The sequence below is a fragment of the Rhodosalinus sp. K401 genome, assembly GCF_041365735.1.
In the GTDB taxonomy this organism is placed as follows: domain Bacteria; phylum Pseudomonadota; class Alphaproteobacteria; order Rhodobacterales; family Rhodobacteraceae; genus Rhodosalinus.
Genome location: NZ_JBGFSI010000002.1, coordinates 98,326 through 112,008 on the forward strand (window position 1 = coordinate 98,326; position 13,683 = coordinate 112,008).

Annotated in this window: 12 protein-coding genes; 9 read left to right on the top strand and 3 right to left on the bottom strand. The window is 70.4% G+C overall.

The genetic code is table 11. The features are described 5' to 3' along the window. The first annotated feature begins 2 nt into the window (after positions 1-2). Positions 3-803 (top strand): glycosyl transferase, encoded by an 801-nt coding sequence (locus AB6A66_RS02915; protein ID WP_371054724.1) that lies wholly within the window; start codon positions 3-5, stop codon positions 801-803. A 231-nt stretch (positions 804-1,034) separates the two neighbouring features. Here the strand turns inward: AB6A66_RS02915 and moaA are convergent, their stop codons facing one another. Beyond that, complete coding sequence (gene moaA, locus AB6A66_RS02920; protein WP_371054725.1) at positions 1,035-2,042, bottom strand: GTP 3',8-cyclase MoaA; 1,008 nt, start codon at positions 2,040-2,042, stop codon at positions 1,035-1,037. Between the two features lie 84 nt (positions 2,043-2,126). Between moaA and AB6A66_RS02925 the strand changes: the two genes are divergently transcribed. Continuing rightward, on the top strand, positions 2,127-2,612 hold the full coding sequence (locus AB6A66_RS02925; RefSeq protein WP_371054726.1) for a hypothetical protein: 486 nt from the start codon (positions 2,127-2,129) through the stop codon (positions 2,610-2,612). A 23-nt stretch (positions 2,613-2,635) separates the two neighbouring features. On the opposite strand, the gene glmS is transcribed toward AB6A66_RS02925, so the two are convergent. After that, entirely contained in the window at positions 2,636-4,456 is a 1,821-nt protein-coding gene (gene glmS / locus AB6A66_RS02930; RefSeq protein WP_371054727.1) for a glutamine--fructose-6-phosphate transaminase (isomerizing), read from the bottom strand. Continuing rightward, the gene (gene glmU / locus AB6A66_RS02935; RefSeq protein WP_371054728.1) at positions 4,456-5,811 is read right to left on the bottom strand and encodes a bifunctional UDP-N-acetylglucosamine diphosphorylase/glucosamine-1-phosphate N-acetyltransferase GlmU; all 1,356 of its coding nucleotides are present in this window, start codon (positions 5,809-5,811) and stop codon (positions 4,456-4,458) included. The genes glmS and glmU overlap by 1 nt, the downstream gene beginning before the upstream one ends. A gap of 137 nt (positions 5,812-5,948) precedes the next feature. Between glmU and AB6A66_RS02940 the strand changes: the two genes are divergently transcribed. From AB6A66_RS02940 to AB6A66_RS02970, 7 genes are all read left to right on the top strand, one after another. After that, complete coding sequence (locus tag AB6A66_RS02940; RefSeq protein ID WP_371036692.1) at positions 5,949-6,614, top strand: HAD-IA family hydrolase; 666 nt, start codon at positions 5,949-5,951, stop codon at positions 6,612-6,614. Between the two features lie 355 nt (positions 6,615-6,969). Further along, complete coding sequence (locus AB6A66_RS02945; protein WP_371054729.1) at positions 6,970-8,187, top strand: DegT/DnrJ/EryC1/StrS family aminotransferase; 1,218 nt, start codon at positions 6,970-6,972, stop codon at positions 8,185-8,187. 62 nt (positions 8,188-8,249) lie between these two features. After that, positions 8,250-9,413 (top strand): isovaleryl-CoA dehydrogenase, encoded by a 1,164-nt coding sequence (locus tag AB6A66_RS02950; RefSeq protein ID WP_371054730.1) that lies wholly within the window; start codon positions 8,250-8,252, stop codon positions 9,411-9,413. Then, entirely contained in the window at positions 9,410-9,745 is a 336-nt protein-coding gene (locus AB6A66_RS02955; protein WP_371036689.1) for a hypothetical protein, read from the top strand. Before AB6A66_RS02950 ends, AB6A66_RS02955 begins: the two co-directional genes overlap by 4 nt. Further along, complete coding sequence (locus AB6A66_RS02960; protein WP_371054731.1) at positions 9,742-10,458, top strand: flavodoxin family protein; 717 nt, start codon at positions 9,742-9,744, stop codon at positions 10,456-10,458. The genes AB6A66_RS02955 and AB6A66_RS02960 overlap by 4 nt, the downstream gene beginning before the upstream one ends. Next, positions 10,458-12,020 carry an AMP-binding protein gene (locus AB6A66_RS02965; protein ID WP_371054732.1) on the top strand — a complete coding sequence of 521 codons (1,563 nt, stop codon included), beginning with the start codon at positions 10,458-10,460 and terminating at the stop codon, positions 12,018-12,020. Before AB6A66_RS02960 ends, AB6A66_RS02965 begins: the two co-directional genes overlap by 1 nt. Continuing rightward, positions 12,017-13,621, top strand: a complete 1,605-nt coding sequence (locus tag AB6A66_RS02970) for a carboxyl transferase domain-containing protein (protein WP_371054733.1) — start codon at positions 12,017-12,019, stop codon at positions 13,619-13,621. The genes AB6A66_RS02965 and AB6A66_RS02970 overlap by 4 nt, the downstream gene beginning before the upstream one ends. Positions 13,622-13,683: the final 62 nt, after the last annotated feature.

Here is a 13,683-nt window from a genome sequence, read left to right on the forward strand (position 1 = left end):
CCATGCATCGCGCCACCGTCGTCTGCATCAAGTGGGGCACCGCCTTCGGTCCCGACTATGTGAACCGCCTCTACTCGGGCGTGCGAAGGAATTTCGCCCGGCCCGTCCGGTTCCTCTGCATGACGGAGCACCCGGAGGGCATCCACCCCGACGTGGAGATCCTCCCGCTCCCCGCCGAGCCCTTCCAGCCCGAGATGGACCGCGCCCTCGCCGTGGCGAACCGGCAGGGCGCGATGCGCAAGGTCTCGCTTTTCCGCCCCGGCGCGATCCCCGACCACGCGGGGCCGGTGCTCGGCTTCGACCTCGACGTGGTCATCACCGGCGATCTGGAGCCGATCTGGGCGCTCGACCCCGCGAAGGTTGCCATGCGCCACGACTGGGTGGAGAAGCGGAAGGGCCGGCCCACCGGCCATGGCTCCGTCTTCCGCTTCGATCCGGATCGCCACGGCTACCTCTACGAAGACATGGCGGCGAACCCCTACGAGGAGGTCGCGCGCGCCCGCGGGTCCGAGCAGCGCTACACCTCTCACAAGGCGATGGAGCGGCGCGCTTTTCTCCATATCCCTCCTGAATGGGTGGTGAGCTTCAAGCACGACTGCCTGGGCCTGCCGCCCGCGAACTGGCTTCGCCCGCCGCGTCTGCCCGAAGACGCGCGCGTCGTCTGCTTCCATGGCCGCCCCAAGATGCCCGAGGCCGTCAAGGGCTATCGCGGTTCGCTGCTACGCCGATCGCTTCCCTGCGCGTGGTTGAAGGAGCACTGGATCGACCGCGCCCGCGCCGACCTCGGTGCCGGCTGGGCCTGAGCCGGCGGCGCGCGCTGACGCGCGCAAGGCTTCTGGCACTTCGTGCGATGGGGGCTCCGCCCCCGCCGCCTGTCGGCGGCTCCCCCGGAGTATTTTGTCCAAGAAGAACAGACCGCGACGCGGGCATCTTCTTCTTGGCGCAAATACTCGGGGGTGAATTGGGCATTTGCCCAAGAGGGGGCGAAGCCCCCTTGCAACGCCGAAGCCAAGTGCCCCGGGTGTTGAGGGGCGTCAGCCGCCGGTGTGGCTCATGTGGCGGGAGACCTGCCCGTCGGGCCGCTGGCGGGAGTAGTCGAAATCGTGACCCTTGGGCTTGCGGTCGATCGCGGCCCGGATCGCGGTTTCCAGCGCGGTATCGTCGGCGGGGTTGTTTCTGAGCGGCGCGCGGAGGTCGGCCATGTCCTCCTGCCCGAGGCACATGAAGAGCTGGCCCGTGCAGGTGAGGCGGACGCGGTTGCAGCTTTCGCAGAAATTGTGGCTGAGCGGCGTGATGAACCCGATGCGCTGGCCGGTTTCCTCCAGGCGGGCGTAGCGTGCAGGCCCGCCGGTGCGTTCGGGCGTGTCGACGACGGTGTAGCGGCTCTCCAGCCGCGCGCGGAGATCGCGCAGCGACCAGTATTGGCCCACCCGGTCCTCGTTGCCGATATCGCCCATCGGCATGACCTCGATCCAGGTCAGGTCGATGTCGTTGCGCGCGCACCACTCGGTCAGCGTGAAGAGTTCGTCCTCGTTGAAATCTCGCAGCGCGACGGCATTGATCTTGACCCGAAGCCCCGCGTCCTGCGCGGCGCGGATACCGTCGAGCACCTGCGGCAGGCGGCCCCAGCGCGTGACGCGGGCGAATTTTTCCTCGTCCAGCGTGTCGAGCGACACGTTCACGCGGCGCACGCCGGCGTCGTAAAGCGGCCTGGCGAAGCGGGCGAGCTGCGAGCCGTTTGTCGTGAACGTGAGTTCCTTCAGGGCGCCGGTCTCGAGGTGGCGTCCCATCGCTTCGAAGAACGTCATGATCCCCTTGCGCACCAGCGGTTCGCCGCCGGTGATGCGCAGTTTTTCCACCCCCATCCGGATGAAGGCGGTGCACATCCGGTCGAGTTCCTCCAGCGTAAGCAACTCCGCCTTCGGCAGGAAGGTCATGTTCTCGGCCATGCAGTAGACGCAGCGGAAATCGCAGCGGTCGGTGACCGAGATGCGCAGATACTTGATCGCGCGCTCGAAGGGATCGATGAGGGGCGTTGTCATGGGCGAAACCTAGGCCGCGGGCCATGGCGCCGCAAGGGGGCGCGCGGCGTTGATGAAGCGATCCGGCGGGGCTAGGCTACACGCATGAAAGCGTTGCACGTCCTTCTCTCGGTGCCGATTCTCCTTGCCGGCTGTGGCGCGATCCAGCAGATGGCCACGCCGGCGCAGGCCCCCGCCGGGGTGGAGTCAGAGGCTGCGGCGGTGCGACCCGTGGCGCGGCCGCGTGCCGATGCCCCGCAATCGGCCGAATCCTTCGACACGACAACCGCGGCGGAGCGCACCGCGGCGGCCGCGCCGGCGCCGCAGGGCGCGCTGCGGCTTGGCACGACCGTGGCGTCGCTGGGCGATCCGACCGAGGCCGGGTTCTGGCTCAAGACGCCCTTGGTGGATGCGCCGGCGCCGGGTCGCGTGGTCGCGACCGGCACCGGCCAGTCCGCGCGGGTGGAGCTTCGCCCGCTCGCCGCCGAGCCCGGCTCGGGCAGCCAGATCTCGCTTGCCGCCATGCGGCTTATCGGCGCGCCGCTGACCGGCCTTCCCGAGATCGAGGTCTTCCGGCTGCCCGGCGGCTGAGCCTGCCGCACCCCGAGGCGGCGTCACTCCACCGTGACGGATTTCGCGAGGTTCCGCGGCTGGTCCACGTCCGTGCCTTTCGCCACGGCCGTGAAGTAGGCCAGAAGCTGGGCGGGGATCGCGTAGAGAAGAGGCGTGAGGATCGGGTCGGCGGCGGGCATCTCGAGGCTGTGCCAGGCGTCGGAACCCGCGACCGCCGCGCCGGCGGGATCGGTGATCAGCAGCACCTTGCCGCCACGGGCCATCACCTCCTGCATGTTCGAGACGGTCTTGTCGAAAAGCGCGTCGCGCGGCGCCATCACCACCACGGGCACGTTCTGATCGATCAGCGCGATGGGGCCGTGCTTGAGTTCCCCGCTCGCATAGCCTTCGGCATGGATGTAGCTGATTTCCTTGAGTTTCAGTGCGCCCTCGAGCGCGAGGGGATACATGAGCCCGCGGCCGAGAAACAGGATGTCGCGCGCCTCGGCGAGGCTGCGCGCGATCTCCTCGGCGGCGCCGCGGGTCTCGAGCGCCTGGCCCAGCAGGGTGTGCAGCCCGCGCACGTCCGAGAGCCTATCCGCCAGCGCCTCGTCGTCGAGCCGCCCGCGGTCATGCGCGGCCTTGAGCGCCAGCAGCAGAAGCACGGCGAGCTGGCAGGTAAACGCCTTGGTCGAGGCCACCCCGATCTCCACGCCGGCATGGATCTGCAGGTCGAGCTCGGCCTCGCGCGCGATGGAGCTTTCCGGGACGTTCGTGACCGACAGGATGCGCGCGCTCTTGCCCTGGCAGTAGCGCAGCGCGGCCAGCGTATCGGCGGTCTCGCCCGACTGGCTGACGAAGACGGCCCAGCTTCGGGCGCTCACCGGCGGTTCACGGTAGCGGAACTCCGAGGCGACATCCACCTCGACGGGAAGCCCCGCGATCTGCTCGAACCAGTATTTTGCCGTGAGGCAGGCGTAGTAGGCGGTGCCGCAGGCCACCATGGTGAGCCTTTCCACGCCGGCGAAGTCGACCGTCTGCGGCAGGCGAAGCGCCTGCCCGTCGGCCGAGAGATAGGCGGCCACCGCCTCGCCCACGGCCCAGGGCTGCTCGGCGATCTCCTTGGCCATGAAGTGCTTGTGCCCGCCCTTGTCGAGGCGTGCGGCCTCGAGGCGGATCTCTCGCACCGCACGGGTCACGGGACGGCCCTCGGCATCGAAGATCTCGGCGCCCGCGCGGGCGATCACGGCGCGATCGCCCTCTTCGAGATAGGTCATGCGGTCGGTGAGAGGCGCGAGCGCGATGGCGTCCGAGCCCACGAACATCTCGCCCTCGCCCCAGCCGATGGCAAGCGGGCTGCCCTTGCGCGCGGCGACGAGAAGATCGCCCTCGCCCTCGAACAGGAAGACAAGCGCGAAGGCGCCCTCCAGCCGGTCCAGCGTCGCGAAGGCCGCCTGCACGGGCGAAAGCCCCGCCTCCATCTCGCGCCGTGCCAGAAGGGCCACCGTTTCGGTGTCGGTGTCGGTCTCGCAGGCATAGCCCGCCTCGGCGAGTTCACGCCGCAGCGCGCGGTAATTTTCGATGATGCCGTTATGGACCACCGCGACGGGCCCCGCGCGGTGGGGATGGGCGTTGTCCTCTGAGGGCGCGCCGTGGGTGGCCCAGCGGGTGTGCCCGATCCCGGCCTTGCCGGGCAGCGGGTCGTGCACCAGCAGGTCCGAGAGATTGACCAGCTTGCCCACGGCGCGGCGCCGGTCCAGCCGGCCCGCGTTCACCGTGGCGATGCCGGCGCTGTCGTAGCCGCGATATTCCAGCCGTCGCAGCCCCTCCAGGATCGCCGGGGCGACCTCGTGATTGCCCAGTATCCCGATAATGCCGCACATCAGCCTGTCTCCTTGCCGCGCCGCGACGCCTGCGCGCGCAGCCGGTCCATGAGTTTCCGCGCGAGTCCGGGCTTCGTCTCCTGGCGGGCGCGCCCGATGGCGAGCGCCGCGTCGGGCACGTCGTCGGTGATTACCGAGCCCGAGGCCGTGAGCGCGCCCGCGCCGACGCGCACGGGCGCCACGAGCATGGTGTCCGACCCGATGAAGGCGCCCGCCCCGATCTCGGTGCGGTGCTTGGAGACGCCGTCGTAGTTGCAGGTGATCGTGCCCGCGCCAATGTTGGCGCCCGCGCCCACCTCGGCGTCGCCGAGATAGGCCAGGTGGTTGGCCTTGGCCCCGGCGCCGAGCCGCGCGTTCTTCACCTCGACGAAATTGCCCACGCGCGCGTCCTCTTCGAGTTCCGCGCCGGGGCGCAGCCGCGCGTAGGGGCCGACCACCGCGCCGCGCGCGACGTGGCAGCCCTCGAGATGGGAAAAGGCGCGGATCCGTGCGCCCGTTTCCACCGTGACGCCGGGGCCGAAGACCACGTAGGGCTCCACCACCGCGTCGCGCCCGATCGCCGTGTCGTGCGCGAAATGCACGGTTTCCGGCGCGGTGAGCGTCACGCCCGTCTCCAGCGCCTCGGCCCGCGCGCGGGCCTGGAAGGCGGCCTCGGCGGCGGCAAGCTCTGCGCGGGAGTTGATGCCGAGCGTCTCGGCCTCGTCGCAGGCCACCACCCCCGCCGTAAGCCCGCGCGCCGCGCCAAGGGCCACCACGTCGGTCAGGTAGTATTCGCCCGAGGCGTTGTCGTTCCCGACCGCGGCCACGAGGTCCATGAGAGCCGCGGCTTCGGCCGCCATCACGCCCGAATTGCACAGCGTGATCGCGCGCTCCGCCTCGGTCGTGTCCTTGTATTCCACGATGCGCTTCAGGCGGTCGCCCTCGGTCACGAGCCGCCCGTAGCGGCCGGGATCGGCGGCGTCGAAGCCCAGCACGACGATGTCGGCGCCTCCGCGCGCGGCGGCCATGGCCGACAGCGTCTCGGGGCGGATGAAGGGCGTGTCGCCGTAAAGCACGACCACGTCGCCGGCAAAGCCCTCGAGCGCGGGCGCGGCCTGCGCCACGGCATGGGCGGTGCCCAGCTGTTCGTGCTGACGCACCACCTGCGCCTCGGGCTCGACCTCGCGCGCCGCAGCCTCCACCGCCTCGGCGCCGTGCCCGGCGACGACGATCACGCGCTCCGGCGCGAGGGCCCGTCCCGCCCGGATCGCGTGGGCGAGCAGGGAGGTGCCGGCCACCTCGTGCAGCACCTTGGGCAGATCGGAGCGCATGCGCGTGCCGAGCCCGGCCGCCAGAATGACCAATGCAGTGCCCATGCCTGTTCTCTCGCCCCGTTCCCGGTTGTGATCCACCACCGCCCGTTCTATCGGTCTGGCAAGGCGTCGCAAGCCCGGTCGGGTTCAAGATCCGTTTCGGGAGATGACAGTGGCGGCGCGCCTTGCGGGGATGCGGTATGCGCACGGTGATATTCGATCTCGACGGCACGCTGGCCGATACGAGCGGCGATCTCATCGCCGCGGCCAACGCCTGCTTCCGCGCCATGGGGGCGGGCGACGTGCTCGACCCCGCGCGCGACGCGGGCACGGCGCTGCGCGGGGGGCGGGCCATGCTCCGGCTCGGCCTCGAGCGGTTGGGGCGGGCCGAGGACGCGGCGGAGATCGACCGGAACTATCCCCTGCTGCTCGAAGCCTATGGCGGGGCGATCGACGTGCACACCACGCTCTATCCAGGGGCGATGACCGCCGTGGCCGCGCTGGGGTCGGCGGGATACCGGGTCGGCATCTGCACCAACAAGCCCGAGGCGCTCGCCCATCTGCTGATGACCCGGCTGGGCGTGCGTGACGCCTTCGCCTCGCTCGTGGGCGCGGACACGCTTGCGGTGCGCAAGCCCGACCCCGAGCCGCTGCGCGAGGCAGCCCGGCGCGCGGGCGGGGACCCGGCGCGCAGCCTTCTCGTGGGCGATTCCGAGACCGACCGCGAGACGGCCCGGGCCGCGGGCGTGCCTTCGGTTCTGGTGGGCTTCGGCCCCGGGGCGGCGGCGGTACCGGCGCTGTCGCCCGAGGCGGTGATCGCGCATTTCGACGAGCTGCCCGGTGTGGTGGAACGCCTGATCGGGTGACAGAGCGCGCCGCAAGGCTCTGACAAGGCGTTTTCTTTCGCGGTGATCCCCAGAGCGGCCTGTGGATGATCTCACGCGGGATGCCCGATTTCTGCCGGCAATGATGTCGCCCCAACCGGCGTTGCGCCGGGCGGCATCGCGCATCGGCCCATACCGGTGCGCGTCTCTTGCTGGAACTCTCATTCATTGAATTAAAAGAATGGCTTTCCGGCCGATCCTCAGGCGGTCGCAGGGCGCGGGTCCCCGGCTTCCGCCGAAAGACGGTCGCCCGCGGGATTTCCGCGCCCTTTCGCCCGGTGGCCGATCGGGTCCCGCGGCCGTTGACGGCTGCCGCGCCAATGGTCACTGATACCTCATGGACGAGATCTTCACCGGCAGTTTCACGCAGCAGGAACCGATTCCCGATGCCGGCATCTCCGCGGCGGTCGAGATCATGCGCAGCGGACGGCTTCATCGCTACAATCTCGCGCCGGGCGAGACGGGGGAGGTGAACCTGCTCGAAGAGGAGTTCGCGGCCTTCACCGGGGCGCGCTACTGCCTTGCCGTGGCCTCGGGCGGCTATGCCATGGCCACGGCGCTGCGTGCGGTCGGGGTGGGGCCGGGCGATCCGGTGCTGTCCAACGCGTTCACCCTGGCCCCGGTGCCCGGCGCGATCGCCGCGCTCGGCGCTCGGCCCGTTCTGGTGGAGACGACGCGCGATCTGACCATCGACCTCGACGACCTGGAGGCCAAGGCGGGCGCGGCGCGGGTGCTGCTGCTCAGCCACATGCGCGGGCATATCTGCGACATGGACCGGCTCATGCGGATCTGCGACGCGACGGGCATCACCGTGGTGGAGGATTGCGCGCACACCATGGGCGCGGCGTGGCGTGGCGTGCCCTCGGGCCGGCACGGCGCGGTCGGATGCTACTCCACGCAGACCTACAAGCACATCAATTCCGGCGAGGGCGGGCTGCTCGTCACGGACGATCCCGAGATTGCGGCGAGGATGATCGTCTTGTCGGGTTCCTACATGCTTTATGACCGGCACACGGCGTCTCCCCCTGTGGAAATGTTCGAAAAGGTCAAGTGGGGGACGCCCAACATCTCGGGCCGGATGGACAATCTGCGCGCCGCGATCCTGCGCCCGCAGCTGGCCGCGCTTCCCCGAAGCTGCGAGGGCTGGACCGATCGCTACCGGGTGGTCGAGGCGGGCCTGCGCGACACGCCGGGACTGACGCTGGTCGAGCGTCCGCCGGAGGAGCGCTTCGTCGGATCGTCCTTCCAGATCCTGCTCGAGGGCTGGCCCGGGGCCGCGGTGCGCGATGTGGTGCAGCGATGCGCCGCGCGCGGCGTCGAGCTGAAATGGTTCGGAGAGGTCGAGCCGCGCGGCTACACCTCGCGCTACGACAGCTGGCGCTACGCGCCGTCCGCACCCATGCCCGCGACCGACCGTATCCTCGCCGGGCTTCTGGACATGCGGTTGCCGTTGACCTTCAGCCGGGAAGACTGCGCATGCATCGCGCGGATCATCCGCGCGGAGGTGAGCGCGGTGTTCCAGCACGGCGCGGCGCCGGCCGGCGCGGACCATTGACCGGCGCGGCTGTCGGGCGTAAGATTTGAACGCATGTTCAATTATCCTCGGGGGGAGGGGAGATGTTCACGGCTTCGATGACGTTCGATCTCGGCGAGGATGTCGCCGCCCTTCGCGAGACGGTCCACCGCTGGGCGCAGGAACGGGTGAAGCCGATGGCGGCCGAGATCGACCGTGAGAACCTGTTTCCGCACAAGCTCTGGCGCGAGATGGGCGAGCTTGGCCTCCTGGGCATCACGGTGGAGGAGGCGTATGGCGGCGCCGACATGGGCTATCTCGCCCATGTCGTGGCGATCGAGGAGATCGCCCGCGCCTCGGCCTCGGTCTCGCTGTCCTACGGGGCGCATTCCAACCTCTGCGTGAACCAGATCCGCCTGAACGGAACCGAGGCGCAGCGGCGCGCCTACCTGCCGAAGCTCGTCTCGGGCGAGCATGTCGGCGCGCTCGCCATGTCAGAGGCCGGCGCGGGTTCGGACGTGGTGGGCATGAAGCTCGCCGCCGAGAAGCGCAACGACCGCTACGTGCTCAACGGCACGAAATACTGGATCACCAACGGGCCCGACGCCGACGTGCTGGTGGTCTACGCCAAGACCGACCCCGAGGCCGGATCGAAGGGGATCACCGCCTTCCTGGTCGAGAAGGACATGAAGGGCTTCTCGACCTCGCCGCATTTCGACAAGCTCGGGATGCGCGGGTCGAACACCGCCGAGCTCGTCTTCGAGGACGTGGAAGTGCCGTTCGAGAACGTGCTGGGCGCCGAGGGGCAGGGCGTGCGCGTGCTGATGTCCGGCCTCGATTACGAGCGTGTGGTGCTCTCGGGGATCGGCACCGGCATCATGGCGGCCTGCCTCGACGAGATCATGCCCTACCTGCGCGACCGCAGGCAGTTCGGCCAGCCCGTCGGCAATTTCCAGCTGATGCAGGGCAAGATCGCCGACATTTACACCAAGATGAACTCGGCACGTGCCTACGTCTACGAGGTGGCCAAGGCCTGCGACCGGGGCGAGGTGACCCGCCAGGACGCCGCGGCCTGCGTGCTCTACGCCTCCGAGGAGGCGATGGTCGTCGCGCACCAGGCGGTGCAGGCGATGGGCGGCGCGGGGTTCCTCTCGGACACACCGGTAAGCCGCATCTTCCGCGACGCCAAGCTGATGGAGATCGGCGCCGGCACCTCCGAGATCCGGCGCATGCTGATCGGGCGCGAACTGATGGGGGCGATGGGGTGACACCCGCCCGCGCCGTCGCCTTCGGTTTCGCGGGCCTGCTGGCCGGGGCCGGGGCGCTCGGCGCGGGGCTCGGATGGCGGACGGCGGAATTGGGCGAGACCGAGATCATCGAGCATTACGCCGCGCTCTACGCTGCGCGCGGGCCGGGGGCGGAGCGCGGGCATTGCCACGCCGAGCCGGGCCGCGCCATGCTGGAACGGCTGGTGGTGGTCTGCGCCCCGCCCGGCCGGCCCGAGGCGCGGGTGGCCTACCACGTCGCGCCCTGGGGTCAGCTCTGGCGCGTGGACACCCCGGCGGACCGGGCCGCATTGCCGAAGGAGCCGCGGACATGACCGATTTCAGCGATCTCAGGGCGCTTTACGTCAACACCTCGCTCAAGAAAGAGACTGGCGAGAGCCACACGCGCCTTCTCATGGCCGCCTCGCAGGCCATCATGGAGAAGCAGGGCGTCACGGTGGAACATGTGCACATGCTGGATCACCAGGTGCCGCCCGGGGTGTTCCCGGACATGACGGAGCATGGCTGGGCGCGGGACGACTGGCCCGCGCTCTGGGAGAAGGTGAAAGCCGCCGACATCCTCGTGATCGGCACGCCGCTCTGGCTCGGCGAGGAAAGCTCGGTCTGCCGGGTCCTGATCGAGCGGCTTTACGGCATGTCGGGCGAGCTCAACGGCAAGGGCCAGTCGATCTATTACGGCAAGGCCGGGGGCTGCGTGGTCACCGGCAACGAGGACGGGGTCAAGCACGCCGCCATGACGCTGTGCTACGCGCTGTCCCATCTCGGCTACACGATCCCGCCGCAGGCCGATTGCGGCTGGATCGGCGAGGCCGGGCCCGGTCCCTCCTACGGCGACGAGGTGGAGGGCGCGCCCGCGGGCTTCGACAACGAATTCACCCAGCGCAACACCACGATCATGACGTGGAACCTCATGCATCTCGCGCGGATGCTGAAGGGCGCGGGCGGCTACCCGAGCGAGGGCAACGACCGCCGTGCGTGGCAAGCGGGCTGTCGCTTCGACTACGAGAACCCGGATTACAGGGCCTGATGCTGGCGCGGGCGGAAACATACGAGGCGCTCTTGCAGGGCTTCCGCTGGGATCTGCCCGCAACGCTCAACATGGCGCGGCAGGCGCTCGACGACCGGGCCGAGCGCGAGCCCGAGCGCCTCGCCGTGCTGGATCTTTCCGAGGGCCGGGAGGCGGTGAGCTACGGCCGCCTGCGCGAGATGGCCGACGGGCTGGCCGGCGCCTTCGCGGCGCGGGGCGTCGGGAGGGGCGACCGGGTGGGCGTCCTGCGCGCGCAGGGCGCCTGGACGCTCGCGGCGCATCTCGCGGCCTGGAAGCTCGGCGCGATCTCGATTCCGCTCTTCAAGCTTTTCGGGCGCGACGCGCTTCTCACGCGGCTCTTCGACGCCGGGGCGGCGCTCGTCGTCGCCGATCGCGACCCGCCCGCCGGGCTTGCCGCATGGGAGGGGTCGGTCCTCGTGCCGGAGGACACGCGGCTCTCCACCGCGCCGGTGGAAACCTGCGAGACCGGGCCGGAAGATCCGGCGGTGCTGATCTACACCTCCGGCACCACGGGCGCACCCAAGGGGGCGCTTCACGCCCATCGCGTGCTCACCGGCCACCTGCCGGGGGTCGAGATGAGCCACGATTTCCTCGGCCAGCCGGGCGACTGCCTCTGGACGCCGGCCGACTGGGCCTGGATCGGCGGGCTCTTCGACGTCGCCATGCCGGGGCTCGCCCTCGGCGTGCCGGTTGTCGCCGCGCGGCGGCCGAAATTCGACCCCGCCGACGCGCGCGAGATCGTGCGGGCGGGCGGGGTGCGCAACGTTTTCTTCCCGCCGACTGCGCTGCGCATGCTGAAGGCCGCGGATGTGGCCATTCCCGGCCTGCGCTCCGTCGCTTCGGGCGGAGAGCCGCTCGGCGCGGAGATGCTGGCGTGGGGGCGGCGCGCCTTCGGCCTCGCCATCAACGAGTTCTACGGCCAGACCGAGTGCAACATGGTGGCGTCTTCCTGCGGCGCGCTCTTCCCGCCCCGGCCGGGCTGCATCGGCCGCCCGGTGCCGGGCCACGAGGTCGAGGTGATCGGCGAGGACGGGGCGCCCGTGGCCGGCGAGGGCGAGATCGCCGTCCGGCGCGGCTCGGCCTCGATGATGCTCGGCTACTGGAACCGTCCCGAGGAGACCGCGGCGAAGTTCCGCGGCGACTGGATGCTGACGGGCGACCGCGGCCTGCGAGAGGGCGACCATCTGCGCTTCCTCGGCCGCGACGACGACGTCATCACCTCGGCAGGCTACCGCATCGGCCCCTCCGAGATCGAGGATTGCCTGCTCACGCACCCGAAGGTCGCCTCGGCGGGCGTCGTGGGCAGGCCCGATGCGCTCCGCACCGAGATCGTGGTGGCCTTCGTCGTCCTGCGCGAGGGCGCGGCGCCCGGCGACGCGCTGGCGGAAGAGCTTCGGGGCTGGGTGCGCGAGCGTGCCGCTGCCCATGCCTATCCGAGGGAGTTTCGTTTCGTGGAGAGCCTGCCGATGACGGTGACGGGCAAAGTGCTGAGGCGGGAGCTGCGCGCGCGCCTCGATGCAGAGGCGGAGGGTGCGGCATGAAAATCGGCTCGAAGATCCTGACCGGCTCGGACGAGTTCCGCGCCAATCGTGCCGCGCATCTGGAAATGCTGGCCGAGGTCGAGGCCGCCGCGGCCGAGGCCGCCGCGGGCGGCGGCGCGCGCGCCCGCGCCCGCCACGAAGAGCGGGGCAAGATGCTGCCGCGGGACCGGGTGGCGGCGCTTCTCGACCCCGGAAGTCCTTTCCTAGAGGTGGGCGCGACCGCCGCGCACGGCATGTATGACGGCGCCGCGCCCGCGGCCGGCGTCATCGCGGGGGTGGGCCGCGTGGCCGGGCGCGACTGCATGGTGGTCTGCAACGACGCCACGGTGAAGGGCGGCACCTACTACCCGATGACGGTGAAGAAGCATCTGCGCGCCCAGGAGATCGCGGAGCAGAACCGGTTGCCCTGCGTCTACCTGGTGGATTCGGGCGGCGCCAACCTGCCCAACCAGGACGAGGTCTTCCCCGACCGGGACCATTTCGGCCGCATCTTCTACAATCAGGCGCAGATGAGCGCCAAGGGGATCGCGCAGATCGCGGTGGTCATGGGGTCCTGCACCGCCGGCGGCGCCTACGTGCCCGCCATGTCGGATGTCGCCATCATCGTGCGCGAGCAGGGAACGATTTTCCTCGCCGGGCCGCCGCTGGTGAAGGCCGCCACCGGCGAGGTCGTGACCGCGGAGGAGCTGGGTGGCGGCGACGTGCACACGCGCCTCTCGGGCGTCGCGGACTACCTTGCGGAGGATGACGCACATGCGCTGGCGCTTGCGCGGCGCGCGGTGGCGAATCTGGGCCCCGCCCGGGACGCGACGGTGGACTGGCAGCCCCCCGAGCCGCCCGCCTACGACCCCGACGAGATCCTGGGCGCGGTGCCGGCCGATCTGCGCACGCCCTACGACATCCGCGAGGTGATCGCCCGGATCGTGGACGGCTCGCGCTTCGACGAGTTCAAGGCGCGCTTCGGCGAGACGCTGGTGACGGGCTTCGCGCATGTCGAGGGCTGCCCGGTGGGCATCGTCGCCAACAACGGCGTGCTCTTCTCCGAGGCGGCGCAGAAGGGCGCGCATTTCGTAGAGCTCTGCTCGCAGCGGAAGATCCCGCTGGTCTTCCTGCAGAACATCACCGGCTTCATGGTGGGCCGGCGCTACGAGAACGAGGGGATCGCGCGCCACGGCGCGAAGATGGTCGCCGCCGTCGCCACCACCGCGGTGCCCAAGATCACGCTGCTGGTGGGCGGTTCCTTCGGGGCGGGGAATTACGGCATGGCGGGGCGCGCCTACTCCCCCCGCTTCCTCTGGACCTGGCCCAATTCGCGCATCAGCGTGATGGGTGGGGAGCAGGCGGCGGGCGTGCTCGCCACCGTCAAGCGCGACGCCATGGAGCGCGCGGGGGAGGACTGGCCTCCCGGGGAGGAGGAGGCCTTCAAGCGGCCCACGATCGAGATGTTCGCGCGGCAGAGCCACCCGCTTTATGCCGCCGCGCGGCTCTGGGACGACGGCGTGGTGGACCCGCGCAAGAGCCGCGCCGTGCTGGCGCTGTCGCTGCGGGCCACGCTCAACGCGCCGATCGAGGAGACACGCTTCGGCGTGTTCCGGATGTGAGGCGCCCGGCTGCCAGGGGGGCCGGGGGCGCTGCCCCCGTCGCGCGTGCCGCGCGACTCCCC